The 21,147-nt window shown below is 38.8% G+C and carries 14 protein-coding genes and 1 other RNA gene; 1 reads left to right on the top strand and 14 read right to left on the bottom strand.

From position 1 onward, the window contains the following. Positions 1-1,183: 1,183 nt before the first annotated feature. The 14 genes from LOZ91_RS11930 to ssrA all read right to left on the bottom strand — a co-directional run bounded on the left by LOZ91_RS11930 (position 1,184) and on the right by ssrA (position 19,503). Positions 1,184-2,548 (bottom strand): hypothetical protein, encoded by a 1,365-nt coding sequence (locus LOZ91_RS11930; protein ID WP_244783261.1) that lies wholly within the window; start codon positions 2,546-2,548, stop codon positions 1,184-1,186. 6 nt (positions 2,549-2,554) lie between these two features. Next, on the bottom strand, positions 2,555-3,523 hold the full coding sequence (locus LOZ91_RS11925) for a DUF3883 domain-containing protein (RefSeq protein ID WP_180120117.1): 969 nt from the start codon (positions 3,521-3,523) through the stop codon (positions 2,555-2,557). Beyond that, positions 3,523-5,289, bottom strand: a complete 1,767-nt coding sequence (locus tag LOZ91_RS11920; protein WP_244783260.1) for a restriction endonuclease subunit S — start codon at positions 5,287-5,289, stop codon at positions 3,523-3,525. Before LOZ91_RS11920 ends, LOZ91_RS11925 begins: the two co-directional genes overlap by 1 nt. Before the next feature lie 15 nt (positions 5,290-5,304). After that, complete coding sequence (locus LOZ91_RS11915) at positions 5,305-6,780, bottom strand: class I SAM-dependent DNA methyltransferase (protein ID WP_244783259.1); 1,476 nt, start codon at positions 6,778-6,780, stop codon at positions 5,305-5,307. Between the two features lie 57 nt (positions 6,781-6,837). Beyond that, positions 6,838-9,207, bottom strand: a complete 2,370-nt coding sequence (locus tag LOZ91_RS11910; RefSeq protein ID WP_218208923.1) for a DEAD/DEAH box helicase family protein — start codon at positions 9,205-9,207, stop codon at positions 6,838-6,840. A 143-nt stretch (positions 9,208-9,350) separates the two neighbouring features. Continuing rightward, positions 9,351-9,581, bottom strand: coding sequence for an AlpA family phage regulatory protein (locus tag LOZ91_RS11905; protein ID WP_004811081.1), 231 nt, complete (start codon positions 9,579-9,581; stop codon positions 9,351-9,353). Positions 9,582-9,677: 96 nt separating this feature from the next. Further along, complete coding sequence (locus tag LOZ91_RS11900) at positions 9,678-10,577, bottom strand: hypothetical protein (RefSeq protein ID WP_005262483.1); 900 nt, start codon at positions 10,575-10,577, stop codon at positions 9,678-9,680. Between the two features lie 277 nt (positions 10,578-10,854). After that, positions 10,855-11,919, bottom strand: coding sequence for a lambda-exonuclease family protein (locus LOZ91_RS11895; protein ID WP_171542485.1), 1,065 nt, complete (start codon positions 11,917-11,919; stop codon positions 10,855-10,857). Between the two features lie 148 nt (positions 11,920-12,067). Continuing rightward, positions 12,068-13,102, bottom strand: a complete 1,035-nt coding sequence (locus LOZ91_RS11890; RefSeq protein ID WP_244783258.1) for a DUF932 domain-containing protein — start codon at positions 13,100-13,102, stop codon at positions 12,068-12,070. A gap of 20 nt (positions 13,103-13,122) precedes the next feature. Beyond that, positions 13,123-13,395: a hypothetical protein gene (locus LOZ91_RS11885; RefSeq protein ID WP_244783257.1), complete on the bottom strand. Its 273-nt coding sequence runs from the start codon at positions 13,393-13,395 to the stop codon at positions 13,123-13,125. Between the two features lie 92 nt (positions 13,396-13,487). Beyond that, the gene (locus LOZ91_RS11880) at positions 13,488-14,363 is read right to left on the bottom strand and encodes an inovirus-type Gp2 protein (protein WP_244783256.1); all 876 of its coding nucleotides are present in this window, start codon (positions 14,361-14,363) and stop codon (positions 13,488-13,490) included. 293 nt (positions 14,364-14,656) lie between these two features. After that, positions 14,657-17,383, bottom strand: coding sequence for a hypothetical protein (locus LOZ91_RS11875; protein WP_244783255.1), 2,727 nt, complete (start codon positions 17,381-17,383; stop codon positions 14,657-14,659). Between the two features lie 426 nt (positions 17,384-17,809). After that, positions 17,810-18,961, bottom strand: coding sequence for a tyrosine-type recombinase/integrase (locus tag LOZ91_RS11870; RefSeq protein ID WP_244783254.1), 1,152 nt, complete (start codon positions 18,959-18,961; stop codon positions 17,810-17,812). Between the two features lie 183 nt (positions 18,962-19,144). Then, positions 19,145-19,503, bottom strand: a transfer-messenger RNA (tmRNA) gene (gene ssrA, locus LOZ91_RS11865). A gap of 130 nt (positions 19,504-19,633) precedes the next feature. Here ssrA and glpK point away from each other — a divergent pair. Continuing rightward, positions 19,634-21,118: a glycerol kinase GlpK gene (glpK, locus tag LOZ91_RS11860; RefSeq protein WP_244783253.1), complete on the top strand. Its 1,485-nt coding sequence runs from the start codon at positions 19,634-19,636 to the stop codon at positions 21,116-21,118. Positions 21,119-21,147 lie beyond the last annotated feature (29 nt).

Raw genomic sequence — 21,147 nt, 5'->3', positions numbered from 1 at the left:
AAATTTAGGGTAATTTATGTATTCTCATTATTGTAATGGTTGCGGAAGACATTTCGAATCAGTCAGTATGAATGACACCTATTGTTCAGCAAATTGTTCTTCTAGTAACATAGAGTATAAAAAACAGCAAGCAAGATACCAAGATGGTTTCAGGTCTAATAGTGATTCTAATTCTGGAGGATATACTTATGGTGGAGGTCAACCTGCAATCCCAATTGAGTTGATCATATTTGGAGCTGCTGGCTACGTTGCATGGGATTCAGTTAAACGATGGTCAGAGTTTGAGCCTATCACTAGTCACATATTGCTTGTATTTCACTATATTTTTTATAAACCATTACATTTCAGTACCAACATTCACTCATATTTAACGAGGGTAGATCGAATACATGATCTGGGAGTTTGGTTCTTTTTCTTAAAATGGTTTGCAATTATTTTCTACGTTATTTTTATTTTCTGTTTGTATATCACGATTATTGATGCTCTTAATAAAAAAGGTCTGACATGGCTTTGGGTTTTGTTCCTCATTTCCCCTATTATTACACATGGTATTTGGTATTTTTTCATTAAATAGAATAGTGTGAGTAGCTACAATGTAAGATGCAGCTATTCAAATAAGCAAAAGTGGGGATTACCGGGGTAGTGAATAATAGATGCTAAGAATACCCCTATTTTTTAATAGTAGGTAACACATGATATTGCATTTAGGTTGTAAGCAATCCTACTCAAAATTAATTTGAGATGGTGGCAGCTTAACTGACGATCTATTATGAATTCCTATAGATAGTAATTGTTTTTCAATATTCAACTTTTACCCATAATTTACCCAATTATCATAAATTTATGAAGCCCATAACGTAAGTTATGGGCTTCATATTTTGTATCGCCTGCGTACAAGAGAAACGCATCTGAAAAGGATTTCTGACTTGTATATTTTACTTGTCTAAAAAATTAGACTGTTTCTCCCACTCCGAAACTAAGCGAGTTCAACCGACATATACCAGATCTTAGCAAAAGCAAAACATCACTAAACACTACTTGCTAAAAACAAGCTTAATCAATTGCTTAACAGCCTACAAGTGTTAGGCACTCATTCATTTAAATTAGCCTATCAGTGCCTAGGTAGTAAAAATAATAATTAAAAATCAATTATATATGAACTCATATTTTTGACTTTTAAAAATTATAAAATTTCGTGCTGTTTAAACAGTGCCGTAAAGAAGTCTTTTACAACAGATACCGCATTATCTTCGGGTGTATTTTTATCGTTATAGAACTCCGCACCACCGAAGCGATATACTTCATACCCTCTTAAACGCATCTCACGGTCTACTCTAACCATTTCGGCATAGCGTCTGGTATCCGCTCTACCATCTTCTCGTGCGTAATGGTGTTTTCCATCAATTTCAATAATGACCCGCTTTAGATTTGGAAGAATCATTAAGAAGTCGATACGTTGTCGGATTCGTGTTTTCCCATTTGGTAGATCTTTGGCACTTACTGGATCATATGCAACATATACTTGTGGTAATAATGCGGGAAGTTTGTCACCCAAGAATCCAAAGTTTCTAAAATATGATTCAAAAAACATAATTTCAGCTTCTGAATCTAGAGACTCAATTAATCGTTTTTTTAAACCTTTATTAATTTCTAAATTATTGTCTTCCCACCAGTCTTCTAGCTGCTGCCATGTAAGATGATCATATATTTTTTGATCATAGTTCAATGAATTTGTATCAGAAATTAAAGAAATATCACCATCTAGAACATCTGTAATACCAAAATCTGGTTTCACATTTTTCGAAGCAAAGATAATTTGTTTCGGGACTTTTATGGATTCTTTTTTCTTTTCAGTAATTATATATTTCGTTCTAAAAATTTTTGAATCTTGATCAACAACTATTTCATATCCGTCATTTCCAATAATTTCATTAAGTCTATTAACTAACTCTTTATTAGCTTGTTCTGATCGATGTGAAGGATCTAATAAAAATTCTAGAAACCAAAGAAAATGTGTGGTTGAGCAATCATAAGCTCCTATATATTTAAAAACATCACTATTGGTGAATTTTTGATTTCCAGATGTTGAATTTGTTAATACCTTTACTCTTGAGTAATCCAGCTTTTTGCCAAGATCATTATCATAACCATCTAAATTAAAATATTTCTGAATAGATAAAATGAAATCTTTCTCTCCAAAAAAATCATACAAAGCAAAAGTTTCTGCTATTTTTGTTCTATTTTCTGAAGTTAAAGGTGATTTGAATTGGTCAAGATAAAGCCCCATTGTTTGTCTATTTTTTATAGAATCAATTCTTGGGAGAATATATTCGATAAATAGTCTAAGTTCTAACGAAGTTAAACAATTTAAAGCATCTTCGGTTTTTTGATGCATATATTCTTTATTGCTATTAAAGCATGCTAATGCTTCATAGTTACTCAAGCCATGTGTTTTTAAAAACTTACTTAATTCTTTTGGAGGATCAATCTTTGAATAAATATTTCCAACTGCCCCAGCTAAGCTATGAATAATATCTTTATTGTTCATGAATAATTACTTCTTAAAATCGCTTAATTTTGCTTTAAAGGCTACTGCTTTTAGCTCTTCAGGGTGATTTTCCCCAAATGGATCATGAATTTCTATCACTTCATGTTCTGAACCATTTTCATCAAGAACTACTCGATAAATATAAGCTTCTTTTCCTTTTGATTTTAATACTTCATATTCATTTAAACTAAAGTAAAAGTCAGAGTTAGCTTTTAAGGTCGTAGTCTTTACTTCAATATATCGTGACTCACCTTCATAGTGACTTTCCATATCATAGCCCGCAGATACATTATCTAATGCAGTACGAGTAATCGCTTTTGTAACAAGTTTAGGATTGTTTGCTAAAACAAAAATTCGTGCATACTCCCATTGATAAGCAATCTCCTCTCCTTTTTTTCCTATTTCTTCTTGCCGATCTAATACTTCAATTAATTTATCTACAGACATTCCACGTTCTATTATTGTTTTGCCATTATTAATGTTTGTTGGCAAGATCTCCGAGTTGGCTGATGTAGAATCACTTATCAGATCAACTACTTTTTTAGCAATATCAATTTCTATCAGACTTAATAGAACAACAGGATTATTGGAACTTGGAGCCAGCCAGTCTTCATGGTCCAATGCTGCATGATATCCTTTTGTTGAATGCCCTTTCTTATTTTCAGTATAAACTTTACCAGGTTTATTAAACTTTCTAGCTTCGGGTAGCACATCAAAAATATGTTGTCCATTTGATAAAATGCTTTTTACATAAATGCTTGGAAGATCAGCATTTAACTGGATCATTAATCCTTTTCTATGAGGGAATTCATAGACTAATCCACCTGCTAAAGCATAACCATCTTTACTAATTTGTCTTTGATGACGACTATCATGTACATTTTTACCGCCTTTGGACTCAATAAATTTAACCAAACGCTCAGTTGCATCAGAAACAGGTAAATTGTTTCTATACTTGGTATTAATTGATCCCATTAGACATTCTCAACTGCATTCGCCACCAAAGCATCTGCTAAATAAAGCTTGGTTTTCTGTAATTTACTTTGTAAAACTTGAAGCTGTTCAATGATAGAAAAAAGTTGATTAACTTTTTTTACAATCAACCTTTGTTCATTCAATGGAGGTAACGGTATAGGAAACCTATTCATTGATGCCAATGATAAATTTTTGATAGTCGTACTAGTTACAGATTTTTCAGCATAGTCGAAGAAGTATGGACTATTAAAAACCAATTTTATGAAAAGCAGTGATGTTGGCTCAATCATATTAAAATAACAGGCACTTTTTCCTAAAATTACTGGTTCATTATTATAAAAAGCAACATTACCAATAGTCCCATTAATTGAGACAAACATAGTTCTTAAGCATAGATCCTTTTTATTTTTTTCAAAGGATTCTTTAGATACTGTTTTCGTATGATCTTTTATTTCAATCACACCATCATTTAAATTATTTCCATTGATGAAATACAGTTCAGTATTATCTTCATATTCCGGTGTTCCGTGTAAGCCATCCCCTAAAATAGACACAATATTATTTAAGCGAGACCACTCCCACCCACTCGGCAATTCAAACGGCTTTTCATCCTCAGTTATCTCAGGCAAAGGCTTCGACTTCTTAATCTTGCCTTCTTTAATCAGCTTGGCTTTTTCATAGGCAATTTTTTTAAGCAACTCACTTGCAGGTTCATCACTTGGGTCTTGTTTGACCAATTTACCCATCACAGCAAGCTGTAAAACAGTTTGTTTTAACTGCTCGATGCTGTATTCAGTGTTAAATAACAGATCAAAGTTTGCAACAATGCGTTGCCAGTTGCCTTGAAAATCATCGGCATCGCTCGATTCAGTTAAGGCTTTTAGTAAAGTATCGACCAATGTGGAATGTGCATCACTGCTTAAAGTTTGTTGTTGCTCAAGCTGATCGCATAGTTGCATCAGTTCATCAACTTTTACAACGATACGTTGTTGTTCTTCGAGTGGTGGTAATGGAATTTTTGTTTGTTGAACGGTAGATGTATTTAATTCAATCTGATTCGTAGTTCCTGAAGCGGAATCCTCCAAATCTTTTTGAATATAAGGACTTCTAATTACTAAATATATAAATTTAGCAATATCATTTAATAGTCTAACAACTGTTACATGACTATCAGCTACAACTTTTTCAAAATTCTCATTTATTTCAAATAAGCAAGCTCTACCTATTGTTCCTGTTCCCGTTGAGTTCCATAAAATATCATCTTGTTGAAGAAAACGAATTTCTTCATATTTATCCAGACTTTCAGGTTCAATAAATCTAGCTGGTGATAAATCTAATCCTTGCCAACGGACACATTTTTGTGAAACCACAATTCGATTAGACTTTTCAGTGTACTTTGGACTTTTACCACGTTGAATATAACTACTCAAATCTTGTAAATACCCCCAAACCCAATTGCTAGGAATAGTAAATGGAGTCTCATCCAATATTGGTAATGGCTTAGCCTTTTTAATCTTTCCCTCTTTAACCAGTTTTTCTTTTTCCGTTGAAATCTTTTTTAATAGTTCACTTGCAGGTTCACCATTAGGGTTTTGGGCAACTAATTTACCTCGAATCGCTAAATCTAAAATCAATTCACGAAGTTTTTGCACACCATAAATGGTATCTTTCGCACCCGAACTACGCCCACGCCCTGACTTCTTTTCAGTTTCCGCAGTCAGCCAAATATCTAAATGCTCAGTAATGAGCTGTTTTACATCGGTCATCTCATTCACCCTAAATTATTGGCTTAACGCTTCATCTAAAATCATTTTTAGCTGATTACGGATTTTGCTGATCTCAGCCTGTAAATCCGCATACTGCGCCAACAATTCCTCAGGGTCTTTAACTTCCTCCTCCACTTGATGCGGATTCTTAATATCTAAATTGTAGTTACGATCTAAAATCTCTTGCTTAGAGACTTTCCACGCCTGTTCATTTTCCACACGACTGGCAAAACCGTCAGCTTCGTTGCCCCACCACGCTTTTAAAGCATCAAACTCTTTGAGCTGAATCGGCTTGGTCTTGTTATAGGCTTTTACGCCTTGTGGCAATTGATGCTCATAGAACCAAATATCTTCGGTCTTTTTGCCTTTGGTGAAGAATAAAATATTGGTACTGATGGATGTATACGGTGCAAAAACAGACTTCGGTAAACGTACAATGGTATGCAGATTACAATCCGTCATCAACTTTTCTTTAATGGCAGTTTTAATCCCTTCACCAAACATAAAGCCATCAGGTAAAACCACGGCTGCACGACCATTGGCTTTTAAAAGCTGAATCAACAGCACCATAAACAGGTCAGCCGTTTCACGGGTTTGAAACTTAGATGGAAAATTCTTCTCAATGCCTTGTTCTTCCGTACCACCAAAAGGTGGGTTGGTCAGAATCACATCTACACGCTTGTCAGGTCCCCATGAAATCAGCGGATAAGACAGTGTATTATCTCGGCGAATCTGCACTGGCACATCAATGCCATGCAAAATCATATTAGTCGTACATAGCAAATGTGGTAAAGGTTTTTTCTCAATACCAAAAATACTGTCATGCAGTACTTTTTCATCATCGGCATTTTTTACATATTGCTCACGCTTATGCTCAATCGCAGACGTTAAAAATCCGCCCGTACCACATGCAGGATCAAGTACTGATTCTTCTAATTTTGGATCAATAATTTGCGCCATAAACGTTGTGACAGCACGAGGTGTATAAAACTCACCTGAGTTTTTGGCATTTTGCAAATCACGCAACAATTGCTCGTAAATGTCACCAAAGGCATGACGTTCAGTCGATTTATTAAAGTCAAAACCTTTTTGGATTTGGTTAATCACTTTACGAATCAGACCGCCTGACTTCATATAGTTATAGGCATCTGAAAATACAGATTGAACTACGCGCGCACGAGGATCATCATTTTCTTGAGCAAGATTTTGTAATCTTGGGAAAAGCTGATTATCAATAAAATCTTTAAGCGCATCACCTGTAATACCTTCATCATTGGCTGCCCAATTACGCCAGCGGAATTCTTCAGGTATTGGGGATTTAAAGGTCTTACCTTCAAAAAGTGCGAGTGTTTCTGCTTCTTTTTCACGGTCATCCACAACTTTCAGGAAAAGCATCCAAACCAACTGACCTAGGCGTTGTACATCACCATCTACACCTACATCTTCACGCATGGTATCTTGAATAGACTTAATTGTTCCCGAAATGCTCATAATTAAACTTCAAATCATTAATATTAAATTTGCGCAAGAGTTTAACAGACCGCAACCTTATGACACATCATCATAAAGTTGATCGCCCAGTTCTTTCAGTGCTTTTGTATATTCTTCAACCGAACCAAACGATTGAATAATCTCCATGAGCGACCCCATCTGATTAAAAGGCGGAACTTTTAAAATCTGCACATCTTCAATCGGCTGAATTCCTTGGTCGGCAAATTTGTCTAGCAATGCATCTAATACCTGACGCGCCTGCTCGTTGTACTTGGTAAAGTAATTGCGTTTACGGACGTTATTGGCCCGTTCTTTTTTAGTCAGTGCTGGCTGATCAAAAGCAATGTGACAAATCAGATCAAAAGCATCGAAGTCCTTGCCAACTTCATCTTCTAGTGCTTCAAAAATCACCCCTTGTTTTTGAAACTCTTCAATAATCAGTGATTTCTTTTCTGCCCCTTTCCATTTTCTCAGGAAGGTATCTAAGGATTCATAGTCCTTCAAAATGTGCTCACGGGTATAATCCTTCAGGGATTCTGTGACGAGCTTGCCATCGTTATCATAGAATTGAACACGCTCACCAATCACGCTAACATGCACATTGTTGACCACAAATTTCTTAGGTGTTTCACCTTCGGGATCTTCTCCTTCACCACCAGTAGGTGGATCAAAAGGTTTAGGCTCTACGTCATCACCACCTATGGAATCCTCACCTTCTTCTGGTGGCACAATAGGATCATCACCTTTCGGCTCATAGATCACCACAGGTTCACCATCAAATGTAGGATCGCTAAACAGCTCAGTGGCTTTTTTAAAGTCCATAATCGTGAACCAAGACTTTCCAAACTCTTCATTTACCCGTGTACCACGACCAATGATCTGCTTGAACTCTGTCATGGACTGAATATGCTGATCGAGAACAATCAATTTACAAGTTTGCGCATCAACCCCTGTGGTCATGAGCTTGGAAGTAGTTGCAATGACAGGATAACGTTCTTCAGGGTTAATGAAGTTATCTAGTTCAGCTTTACCTTCTTGATCATCCCCTGTAATACGCATGACATACTTGCGATTTTCTTTAATTTTATCAGGGTTCAGGTTCATAAGAGCCTGACGCATACGCTCTGCATGATCGATATTGTCACAGAACACAATGGTTTTGGCATACGGATCAGTGCTGTTCAAATAGTCAGTAATTTTCTGTGCAACAAGCTCTGTACGTTTTTCCAAAACCAATGTTTTATCCATATCTTTTAAATTGTAGATACGGTCTTCGATTTCGTTGCCATGCTTATCTTTTTGACCCTTGGTTGGTCGCCAACCTTTGAGGTCTTTATCAATATCAATACGGATCACTTTATAAGGCGCGAGGAAACCGTCTTGAATTCCCTGTTTCAAGGTATAGGTATATACAGGTTCACCAAAATAAGTGATGTTGGATGTGTCTTTGGTCTCTTTAGGTGTCGCAGTTAAACCAATGTGGGTCGCTGAATTAAAATATTCAAGAATGTCACGCCATGCGGAATCTTCTTTAGCACTGCCACGATGACATTCATCAATTACGATCAGGTCAAAGAATTCAGGACTAAACTGCTTATAGATGTTCTTCTCTTCTTCTGAACCTGTTACAGCCTGGTATAAAGACAGATAGATTTCATAGCTTTTATCAACCGTGCGATTGGTGATTTTCGTCATCTTATCGCCAAACGGTTTAAAGTCATTATTCTTGGTTTGATCAACTAAAATATTACGGTCAGCCAAAAAGAGAATGCGTTTTTTAGCACCAGATTTCCATAGACGCCAAATGATCTGAAAAGCTGTATAGGTCTTACCTGTGCCTGTTGCCATAACCAATAAGACACGATCTTGCCCACGGGCAATTACTTCCAGAGTCTTATTAATTGCATTGGTTTGATAATAACGAGGTGCACGATCTGTACCATCATCGTAGTAAGGAAATTCGACAATTGCTTTTGCTTCAGGTGTTATTAAACCATGATGCTGTTGATATAGATTCCATAAGAAATCTGGCGGTGGGAATTGATCTAAACCTAGTTCTGTTTCCACCTTATTGGAATTAAACAATTCTGTCTGGTCATGTAAAAGAAAGCCATCTCCATTCGTTGAAAATACAAATGGAGTTTGTAAACAGTCAGCATAACCAAGCGCCTGCTGCATACCAGCACCTAAAGTATGTTTATTGTCTTTGGCTTCAATCACCGCAATTGGAATGTTCTTTTTATAGTAAAGAATATAGTCTGCACGTTTGGTCTCACCGCGGGTATGTAATTTGCCACGAACCATGATTTGACCTTTGGTAAAAGTCACTTCTTCACGGATCTGTTGCGCTGTCCACCCTGCATTTATTAAAGCGGGATAGATAAAACGAGTGCAGATCTCACGTTCTGACAAATCTTTTTTAGACATATATCCTCAAAGCGAATAACTTAATTTTTATCATATATTTAAAGATAACCATTATTTCTAAAATATAAAAGCAAATACTGCATGCTTTTAAACTTAGGTTGAATAGCTTGAAACAAAAAAATAAGGGAGCAAAGGCTCCCTTTCTATTCTCGACTCGCCAACTTACTTTCAATCCATTGATGGATCTCATAAGCTGACCAGCCGATACGATTTTGAGTAATTTTAACTTTCCTTGGGAATGTAGGATCGTAATAAGGTGAATTCTCATCCATCATTTCATAGATAGTTGAACGTCCTACTCCTGTAAACAGCACAACTTGTTTGATATTGATAAGCTGATTCATTTGAAATGTTTGACCAATAAATGTATTCATGACTGATTCTCCTTAGATTGTTTAAGCGAGCTGTCTACCGCTCAAACAATCAGGACGTTCTGTAAAAAACTAATTTGAATACTTCAGCACCTTGGCCTAATTCACCGCTCTTACACTTTGCTGCAACCCCTGTTGAATATCTTGTACAAACCCTTCAGGCGAAGTTTGTTGCTCCACTGCCCGGTTCTGTTCTTGTTCAGGATAGTATTCATCCAGCACATCCAACCCTTCCTCTATATCTGTTTCAAATCGCGCATTGGCAAAACCCTTCCTTGCCGTAAAGTCCAAAGCCTCCTGATAAAACCCAGCTTGTTTACTCTGCTCATCAATTTGCCTGGCTTGAGCAATCGCATCATTCAAGTTAATCCCTTCCCTTAAAGTTAGATCCACGTAATACACCGGCTGACGATAGCTTTGTGTGGTGCTTTTTCCTCTTAAAGTCAGTTGCAAAGGCAAGCAAGACAATAAGCCTCCTGAAGCGGCATGGTAATAACTCAGCCGTGCAGCCAAAGTCCGAATACTGTTAAAGCCTGTAGTTCTAAAGATGAAGGTACCAAACTCATCCGAGTCATCCAGGTTCACATGTAAACGTCCATAAGGTTTGCAGTTGCCACCTTGAGCAAGAGGACATAAATCTGGCGATGGACAGGGATGTTGCTCTACGCCTTGATTGGTTAATCGCTGGCAGGTTTCCCCATTACCGACACAGACAGGGCGACCGGTCTGACGGTCAAACAGGCTGTACTCTGCACGTAGGTTTAAGTCAGGATCATTGAAGATCATTCTGACAGGGATTGAGCGTAGTTTTTGATTCGGCGTATTGGCTCGAAGCTGTTCATCCAGTGGATGTTTCACCCATCCTTCTTTGCTTTGGATTTGGGACGTAATGGTGAATTGATCATCTTTTTCCGGTAGGCGTTTGCCATTCTTTTCTACTACCCGACCAATACTGATACGCCCTAGAGCTGGTGGTGTAATCGCTAAACCTTTAATCATGGAAAATATCCTTAAATTTATTTTCTTACAGATTTGCCGCTGCTATGTAAGAGACGTGTTTCAAAGACACTCAATAAATCCAATCAACAGAAATAGATTATTGCTAGCAGACCAGCCGTAGATATGTAAGAAGCATGTTTCGAAATAATTGAATCAACTAAAAATGAATGAATAACGTTGCTAGCAACAAAAGCCGCGACCGTTTGCCCTCTATTCCTAGCGAATGGAGGGCGGGGAGCGGTTTTTGCGCCTCGCTAATTGAATGGGCTGAAACAGGCTAGTCGGTATAGATATTGAATCGACGACCGCCTTGCTTCTGAAGGGGATAAAGCTCAATAAGTTCAGGCTGGTGCTGAAGCAATGCCTTGGTATTCAGACTGATGGAGTCCTTGGCTTTCTTCCACACCACCGAGCCACGACTAAACACAGCTCTTTCAGCATCTTTCATCAGCATTTGGATGTGATGCTTCAGCTGGTCAAAGCGTTCCTGCTTATGCTGAATCTCTTCTTTCATTTTAATGAGCTGATCAAACATTAAATTGGCATTTTCATTTTGCGAGAGATCTTCAACGCTCAGCGGTACATGCGCTGGATAGAGTTGCAGAATGGCTTTGGCTGCGGATTCACTGGCATCGACTGATGGCGGAGTATCCGTTTCCACACATTCCCAGAAATAACGCTCTGCCTGAATGATGTGTTGAATCACTGATTCAGAACGGCTGACTTTAAAGATCTTGGTTTCATGCCCACAGATCAGGACACAGACATGCGCTGCCTGTTTACCTGTCACTGCAAGTTGGTGCTGTACCTGACACAGTACGTATAAAGGCACACCATCTCGCCATAGTCTGGCACCATGTTCTCCGGCAGTCTTACACTCCAGGATCTGTACGTCATCACTACCCACGACTGAGTAATCTAGATTTGCTAGCATAAAGGCTTTGTCGGGATCGGGGTGCTGAAGCACGGCATTCACTCGTCTCACTTTATTATTGGTGTGCAGACTGTAGTACTCAGCCACCAATGGCTCTAGCTGTTTGCCCCAATACAACGGTGCAACGCCTGAGCTATCATCATCTATATTCTGCTGAGTTCGACCGGTCTTGATCATCCAGAGTTCCAACATTGACATGTAAGGGTTGAGGCCGCAGGCGGTTGCGGCATCACTACTGCCAATACCTTGCTTACGTACTTCCAGCCATTCCTGGTAATCCATGTTTTTGGTATTAGCTAAACGCTTGGCTGTCGTTGTTCGTTTAGCGACTGTATTTGATTGATTGCTCTCATTCGGAATTGGGAAATGAGTTCGTTGAGGGGGATTTATCGGTGCAATCTGATTCATGCTTTAATCCTTATAAATAGTGAGGTCTGTAAAAATTTTTGGCATAAAAAAAGCCACATCCGAAGATGTGGCAAAAGGGAGTATTGACTGGATAAGGATCATCTACATGATCCTTATCCATTAAATTAAGCATACTGGTTTGAAAAGCTTAGACAGCTAAACGTAGTGCCTGTTCCAGTCCACGCTGCTTTAATGCAGCACCTGTACCAAACCAGGCTGAATCGAGGCGGTGATCTGTACTCATGGCACGACGTTCATGATCGGCAAATTCGGTAATTGAACAAAGTAAGCCATAAGCGGTATCTTTGGCTGAGCTGAGTTCTGCACCACGACCTTGTCCATTAAACATGTCCATGACTTTAGTCATAGCGCGTCCATTCGGTTCAGACTTTTCTTTGGCTGGATTTGGAGTAGTCATATTGCGATAGAACTGAATGATGTTCTCTTCCTGATCTGCAATACTTAAGCTAGTGTTATTAAACACGGCATCAAAATAGGCAGCGGCTTCTCCTTGAGTGACTTTACGCTGAGTCAGCTGTTTCATCTCATACATATGCTCATCCCAGGCACGGACTGAGATGCCCAATTGCTGCTTAACTTTGTCAGCATCAAACTTAGTACTGTGTGGCACTTTCACGACACCAGCACTGCTACTTTGTCCACGTAGGGCAATGGCTAAGGTATTATTGCATACCACCCGGATATTGGTGAACTGTGCTGTGGTGGCCAACGTACCGTCACAGGCAGTTGCCAGCAGAATATAACCATTACTGACATCCTTGCCCTTCAGTGCCGTAGATTGTCCGGTACGGGCCAATGCCCAGAACTTCTTCCCGCCTTTGAGTACACCAGCGGTTTCCAGTTCAAAGCCGGATTGCTCAGTCAGATCCCGATAGAACTCCAGAATCTCCATCGGTTGCACTTCCTGATACCGCTGACTGACCACAGACAAGGGCGCATGAGTATCGGAACGATACAGCACCCGCTGTTCTTCATAAGGCATGATGATGCTCTGCCCACGTGCATTCTGTGCCATGTAGCTAACATCGGAGGATTCAATCCGCCAATCCATGCCTGCCTGCTGTGCCCACACTTCAATAGGCTGATTCTGAGTGAGTTGATTCCCTAGACCATGCCAGGGAGTATCACCGACATACGCCATTTGTTCGACTTGATGCGCCATATCTTTTCTCCTGAACCGGGTTAATCAAAATTGCGTTGGCAATGATGGCAGTGGAAATAACGAACGGATGCTACTGCTGGTCGAGATGGCTGAATGAAACTATCAATCAAACCACCAACCACTGCCCCTGCAATTCCCCCCATCCACGGAGAGATCGGCATCGGCAAACTTTTAGAAATGCTGGCACCAATACCGGCACAGGTCATGGAAGACAGGCTGCCCTGATTGGCTGGCTGTTGATTTACCACACGGCTGACGTTTTCGGAATAACAGTAGGGACATGTAATATTCATAAGATATACCTCTAAAATAAAAAAAGGCTTACCGTCTGATAAGCCTTTGAATGTGTAAAGAAACACTCATTGTTCATGTAGATGATGTATATCTATGATTTTTTGGGATCGATGCCTTTCCATGGATTTTGTGCCATATTAAATTGACTCTTTTTTTTCCACCATACTCGCAGGTATTGATCCGCTTTCTCAGACATAGCCAAATAACGGATTACATTAAAAGCGTTATGTACACTCTTTTCGTTGCATCGTTTAATCATTCCTATACCTAGCGTACCTTTATTCCGATAGCGCTGCTTATTGGAGGCCTGATTACAATTAAAAAAACCACCACTTCCCTGGGTAATCTTCTTCCTCCATAACTGACCAATCTCATGTCCATAATAGTTGTCATTACAGTGAAGTGAACCGTTATAGATCACTAGTAAATGACAATGGTAGCCTCTCGACTTTCCTCCCTGCTCAAGACGATATGCATATCCAATTTGATCTTTAAAAATCGTATCTTTGTCATGTATCCGTTTAAGCAGTACTCTCATATGTTCATCAAACTTAGTAACGCCTGGATGTGTCTCTGCTGGATAATTTAAATCGACCCGTACCAAAAGCAGCTTACAATGATGTCTGACCATATCTTCAAAGTACGTTCTTAATGGCTCCCAATTAAGTTCTCTCTTATTTTTATTATTTCTTAAAAATGATTTGTGTTCTTTCCTTAACCCACTTTGAAAGTGTTTAAATGCAGCATGAGTAAAAAAAATATCCTCATTATCTTTTTTAATGTGCTCAGGGAGCAGATCAAAGTAAGCCTGAATCAAAGGGCTGTAGGTTCTGTTTGAATCATAAATTAATTTGGCATCTTCTCTTAATCTGTTTAAGTCAGATTCGAGCTCTTGCCAGCGATACGTTTTCTTAATCACTTCCTTCATCTGGTTTTCAATAGCGAGTAAGATTTGTGGTTCGTTCATCGTTGGTGTCCTATGGTTAATTCCATAGGAGTGACTGATCTGTATTTTTTAAATTTGAAGGAGGTAGATTATTTTTCTCTCAATAAAACACCTTCATCATTTGGGGATGATGAAGGTTATTAAGTTGTTTAAGTATTTAATAATATTAAATATATTATCCTAGCTACTCTCAAACTAAAATAAGCTAACAAGTGCAAGACTGAAATGAAAACCTCTACTTCTATAGCAAACAGGGAAAATCTTACAAATTTCCCTATATTTATAGGGAAAAGTGAAGCGTAAGTTAAGCATCTTTATTTTTTAGATTTCGCTCTTTTTTCAGCTGCAATTTGGTCAGGATCTGGCTTTACAAAAGCTGTCTTTTTCTTAATAACAGGATTAATAATTTTTACCCGTTCATGCGCCCTAATCTGTTTATTACTTTTGATCAGCACAGTATGATTTGTATGAGAGAATAACTCGGGGCTATTGATTTGCATGGACTCATTTTCTTGATTTGATGCTGGACTTTCTTCGTAAATATCTTGCAAATTAGCCTGCTGTTGAGTTATCTGATTAGCACTTTCAGAAATCTCTGATGGGATATATTGCGTATTAGACAAATCACAGTTGCCTAAATCATTTTGCTTATCACTCTCTACTGAGCAGGATACTAAGCGTCCCTCCGCACTCTCTAGCGTTGATGCTGACTCAATAGACTTTAATATTTTTTCTCTTTTTTTAGTATTTTTAGTTCGAATTCGACCCAAAATCAAATAGCTTTTCCTTGGCAAGTATTTTAAGTCATCTTTATTCATTAGAACCATAGGACAGTAAGCATAGAATTCAGCCAGGCATTGAACCAACAACTTAATAACTTTATTTTGCCCTGGTCTAACTTCAATATAAGTATCCTTTAACAGATTTTCTGTTTTCACAATAGCAACTGAGATGGCGGTTAAATCTCTCCCTAGGTACTCATCAAAAGGGTTATGTATAACTTTATCTGATTGCCCATGCCGTTTGTTAAAGTCCTCAATCTGAACCGCTTTAATTGAAGCATATTCTTTCCAATATTTGATAACCTCCTCTTTTAGCTGCTGAGACTCAATTTCCTCTTGTTCGTTAAACTCGAACAACAAGGTTGCATCAATAGAGTGTTTTCTGTCGCAGGTTACATAGGCTCCAACATGACCAATCAGTTTGGCACCTGCGGTATATCGGCGTTTTAAATTTTCAATATAATCTCGGAACATCTCATCAAAAAGCTTCCCATCTCTAACCCGGTTACATCCAAAGATGAAGCGCATCACAATTACATCTTTTTTTAAAATTTGCTCAAGATAATTTTGAATACTTGCTTTGGTTGATTCTGCTTTCTTTAAGCTTGCAGCTTCCTCTTTGAGATTAGGCTTAAGCTCATCTCGACGATATTCGTTTAAATGCTGTCTTAGTTCATCCAAATTTGAGAGCAAATAATCTTCATTAAAAAAGTCTAGAAACTGGTGAGTAAATCTAACTGCTTGAGTTCGTAGCCCTATATCCAAATTCTTTTCATTGATCAGACAGCTTAGTTGAGAAACTAAACTAAATTGTTGCAACAAAGGGGACAGCTTAGACATTCGAGGCGATTTTTGAAACCTATCAGCACTAGAATTTGCTGAATATTCAAAAACTGAGTCATAGTTTAGACAAGTTAAGAAAGTCTCTATTCGTATTAAATCATCTAAGAGAGCTGACTTTAGTGAAACAACACTTTGCTGTCGATATACATACTCTAATAATCTCAAACGATTACGAGCCTGATCTGGCAAGTTCTTACGGTTAAAATATTTATCAATTTTATCGATATCAAAATCATCCAACAAATCACTCAAATACTCTGGAATGGTATTGGAAGCTACTTTGTTATTTGAGCGATCTCTTCCTTGCTTTACGTCATCGATGTATATTTTTTCTTCCCAAAATTGATGGGTATTAAGAACTAAACCCTTTTCTTTTTCTTTTTCTTCATTTTCATCTTTAGAGTCTTGATCCATTCGGAACAAAAAAATACTTGCGAAAAAGTATTTTAAAAATGTATTTCTGAAATTATCTTGCTGCTTAGCTGTAAGCTTTCCAACGAAAACATTTTTTTGGAAGACATCTTTAATTAAAGCTTCCTGATCAAAAAACTGAATGAACCTATCAAAAATATGCTCTCCCCATTTTTTCAAAAGAATTGATTTACACCATTTTATAAAGTTGGAGGAGGTTGTATATAATGACGCTTTATACAATACCAGATAAGAAATCGTATACTGATTTCTTGGTGCTCTATGTACATGACTAACTTGCATCAATATTGAATAATCATATTTAAATGTAGACTCCAAACCACGTACTACGTCAAAAAAGATATCTTTTGGTAAAGTAATATCAAATACACTAACACCAACCTGCTCCCCACTACGCACTAACTCATCGTAATCAGCAACTAATCTATTGTATGCATCATTCTGATCTTGAATAACCTGCTTAAGACTTGAAGAAATCCCCCCCCTCTGCAAATCTAGAGCTACTTGATATACCTCTATGAATAAAAAGAAAGACTCTATATCAAGAGTATTTTTTTTAGAATTCCACGATGACAAAAACTTCTCATATAGAGGAAAATTCTCATCTACAAAACGTACATAGTGAGCAAGCAAAGAATCCCAATAATAATTGCGATTAAAAGTCTTATAAGCATCACATAACTCAGGTCCAGCAACATCGATTAGCTTCTGATAGAAGTCAATTATTGATTGAGCTTGTTCGGCATCATTATTTTTTAGCGCTGTCTCATACTTATCCCGAGTAGGTGCAGACCTATTTGCAATTTTTCTAAGCACCTGATGCACCTGTTCTAACGCAACGATGGTCTCATGATAAATGCTCACATCTGTAGCATTTTGCCCAATCAATTGAAAAGCTTTAAATCTATGAGGAAATTTTCTTTTCAAGTAAGCAAACAGGTTTGAATAAAAGTCCTCAGTATCCCCTAGCCACGATAGAGTCATTAGTCTTCTTTCCTTTCATATCCAAAATGAGAAAATAAGTATTAATATATAAGTCTGTTTTATTTTAAACTTTAAAAATTATAGCCTAAAAGTATTAAAAATAGGACATTCTATAAAAATTAGATAATTACTATCCCTTAAATTTTAGATCTCTAAATCATATTTTAAGGTACCTAATCTTACTAAATTATCAATCTTATATATCAAAGTAGAAGCGTATGAAAACAGAGATATTACTTAAGATTCAGCTCCACCTCCTTAAGTCGCTATAGAAATTTCACCTATATTTACGCGACCTTTCTAAAATAATGGACAAAAAAAGACGTGCATACGCACGTCTTCAAAGTAATTTACTTACTTCAATTAATCTCTTTCAGAGTAAATTTGACCAGGATAAATCTAAGAATCTATTAGGTGTAAGCAACGTCAAAACTCAGCTGTTTGAGCCACCCACTCTTTCACTTGCTCCCCATACCACTCCATCAACCTTACCCTCTCATCCCAGTACTGTGCTCGGTTATAGGCCGAGCGAATTCTATTTTGAGGCACATGAGCAAGCTGGCGCTCAATTGCATCTGGATTAAACAGATTCGATTCATTTACGACAGTACTGAATAGAGATCTAAAACCATGTGTGGTCATTCGTCCCGCATAGCCTGAACGTTTGATCACAGCCAAAATAGACTCACTACGCATCGATTCTTTGTTATTCAAACGATGTGGAAATAACAGTTCCTGATTATGAGTAAGCCTCAAAGCCTTTAGCTCAGCAATCATCATGTCCGTCAATGGTACACGATGCGGAAGACGGTTCTTCATACGCTCTTCAGGGATATCCCACTTACGCCCTTCCAGATCAAATTCTTCCCAGCGTGCTTGTAGCAACTCACTTACTCGAACACCTGTAAGCATAATTAGGATAATGGCATGATGTGTTTGAGCATCGGCAGGATAAGCCTTAATACGTCTGAGAAATTCAGGCATCTCAGATTCAGACAAAGCTGCTAGGTTTTTCACCTTTTTACTTTTTACCACCCCCACTAGATCACGTGCGGGATTACTATTTCTATAACCATGCGCAATAGCATAATTCATCACCATTCCACATCTCGATAAGGTTCGCTTGGCAACTTCAGTAGAACCCCTAGCGTCAATTTTCTTGATGATCTGAAGAATCTCAGGTGCCTCAATCTGGTTAATACGCTTATTAGCAAGAGCAATATAGAGCTCATCTAATGAAGCTCGAACATTACTGATATGTTTGGATGACCAGGTTTCTTTTTGAGTATTGAACCAATTCTCTGCAACCTCCTTAAAATAAGGCTGCTCTTCTTGGACCTCAACTGTATTCTTGAGTTTATATCTCAGATCAAGCGCGATCTCCCTTGCACGCTTTAGACTCAGCTCAGGATATATACCTAATGCTTTAGACTTCCGTTGTCCATTTTCCGTATACCGGATAGACCAATATTTTTTCCCATTCGGATCGATTCGTAAAGACAGACCATTAACATCAGAAAGGCGGTATTGTTTTTCCTGCGGTAGTGCTTTTTTACACATTACATCAGTAAGTGACATATCTTTGTCCCACGTAATTAAACTTATTTAGTGGGTCAAATTGTCCCAATATTGACCCACAAACAGCAAATATAGGGTCAAATGGCTTTGGATAGAATCGGACAAACAGGCATAAAAAAAAGCCTTTAAACATTGAGTTTAAAGGCTTTTTTAGATTCCGATGGATTACTTCGGAAAGAATTTTGGTGGAGGTGGCGGGAGTTGAACCCGCGTCCGCCAGCACTACGCTCGAGAATACTACATGCTTAGATATCGTCTATTATTTTAACTCTTTGTGACCCGACGAACAGGATACAAATCGCGATCCTCTTAATTTAGTACAAAGCCCCGAGGCTTGGCTTTATACGGACTTGTGTGCGTGCGCTTCAGTCGGACTCTCTAACCACAAGTATTCGGAGAGGCGGACAAGCTGCCCTTAGGCAGCTAGAGCGTATGATTCGTCGTTTGCGACTAAAAAATGCAAATTTGATTTACGAGAGAAAATGCGCTCTCGGCATGCATCTATGAGTTTCATCACCAGCGTCGAAGCCAGAAACACCCCCAAAGTACAAGGCAATCATAGCATAAATGTCAAAAATTACGATGTATTTTCTGAACATTTACACAACTTGATGTGCTTAATTACATTATTGCGCTAATATTTTACTTTTCAAGCCAAATAACAGAAAAATTATGAGCTATTTACTGGCACTAGATCAGGGAACTACGTCAAGTCGGGCCATTATTTTTAATGAACATGGACAAGTTCAGGCAACGGCTCAACGTGAAACGCATATCCACACCCCACATTCGGGCTGGGTGGAACAGGATGCTCAAGAAATCTGGAGCTCACAGATTGCCGTGGTACAACAAGCTTTGGCGACTGCAGGTATTCTGGCAAAAGATATTAAAGCCCTTGGCCTGACTAACCAGCGCGAAACGACCGTAGTCTGGGATCGTAGAAACGGCAAACCGCTCGCTCCGGCAATCGTCTGGCAAGACCGTCGAACTTCTGACTGGTGTAACCAGCTGATTGAACAGGGCTGGATGTGCAAAATTCAGCAGAAAACCGGTCTACGGATTGATCCTTATTTTAGTGCAGGAAAATTGGTCTGGTTTCTGGAGCATGTAGAAGGCGTACGTGAACTGGCTGAACAGGGTCATGTCGCTTTTGGTACTATCGATAGCTGGCTGATCTGGAACCTGACTCAAGGCGCAGAACATGTGATTGAAGCCAGCAATGCTTCCCGTACCATGCTGATGAATCTGCATCAACAAACTTGGGACGAAGAACTGCTGGAGCTGTTTCATATTCCTGCTTCGGTCTTACCAAAAATTATTTCCTCGGATAATTATATCGCTGACACCGCTTCAGGTTTACTCGGTGCCAATATCCCCATTACCGGTATTCTAGGTGATCAGCAATCTGCACTGTTTGGTCAATCCTGTTTTGAAGTGGGTAGCGCAAAAAATACCTATGGCACCGGCTGTTTTATGCTGTTCAATACCGGTCAAGACATCCAGCTCAGTCAGAATAAACTGCTTTCTACCCTTGCCTGGCAAGCGCAGGGTCAAACTACCTATGCACTGGAAGGCAGCGTCTTTATGGCAGGTGCGGTAGTGCAATGGCTACGTGATGGTCTCGGGATTATTCAAAAAAGCAATGATATCGAAAAACTGGCCTGTAAAGTTGAGGATACCGACGGCGTGGTTTTGGTTCCGGCCTTTACCGGACTTGGCGCACCGCATTGGGACAGTGAAGCGCGTGCCCTGCTCTGTGGCATGTCTCGTGGTACGACTCAAGCGCATATCGCCCGAGCAGCCTTAGAATCAATCGCTTTTCAGGTATCGGATGTCCTCAGTGCAATGCAATCCGATATTGCCCACCCTTTAAAAGAATTACGGGTCGATGGCGGTGCCAGTAGCAATGACATGCTGATGCAGTTTCAGGCAGATATTCTCAATGTGCCGGTGCTGCGTCCGAAAATGCTGGAGTCTACCGCTTGGGGGGCAGCCGCCATGGCCGGATTAAAATCCGGAATATTTTCCAGTCTGGAGGAAATTTCGCAGTCTTGGCAACTTGAACGTGCCTTTGAACCAAAAATGAAAAATGATGAGCGTGAAGCTCATTTAGCCAAATGGCAGAAGGCCTTAAAACGGGCCAAATCAGATCTATAACCTGTATCGATCTGAAGGTCGAAAGCTAA

It is taken from the genome of Acinetobacter sp. F-1, assembly GCF_022869025.1.
Lineage (GTDB): Bacteria > Pseudomonadota > Gammaproteobacteria > Pseudomonadales > Moraxellaceae > Acinetobacter > Acinetobacter pseudolwoffii.
This window is presented reverse-complemented; position numbering and strand designations above follow the sequence as displayed.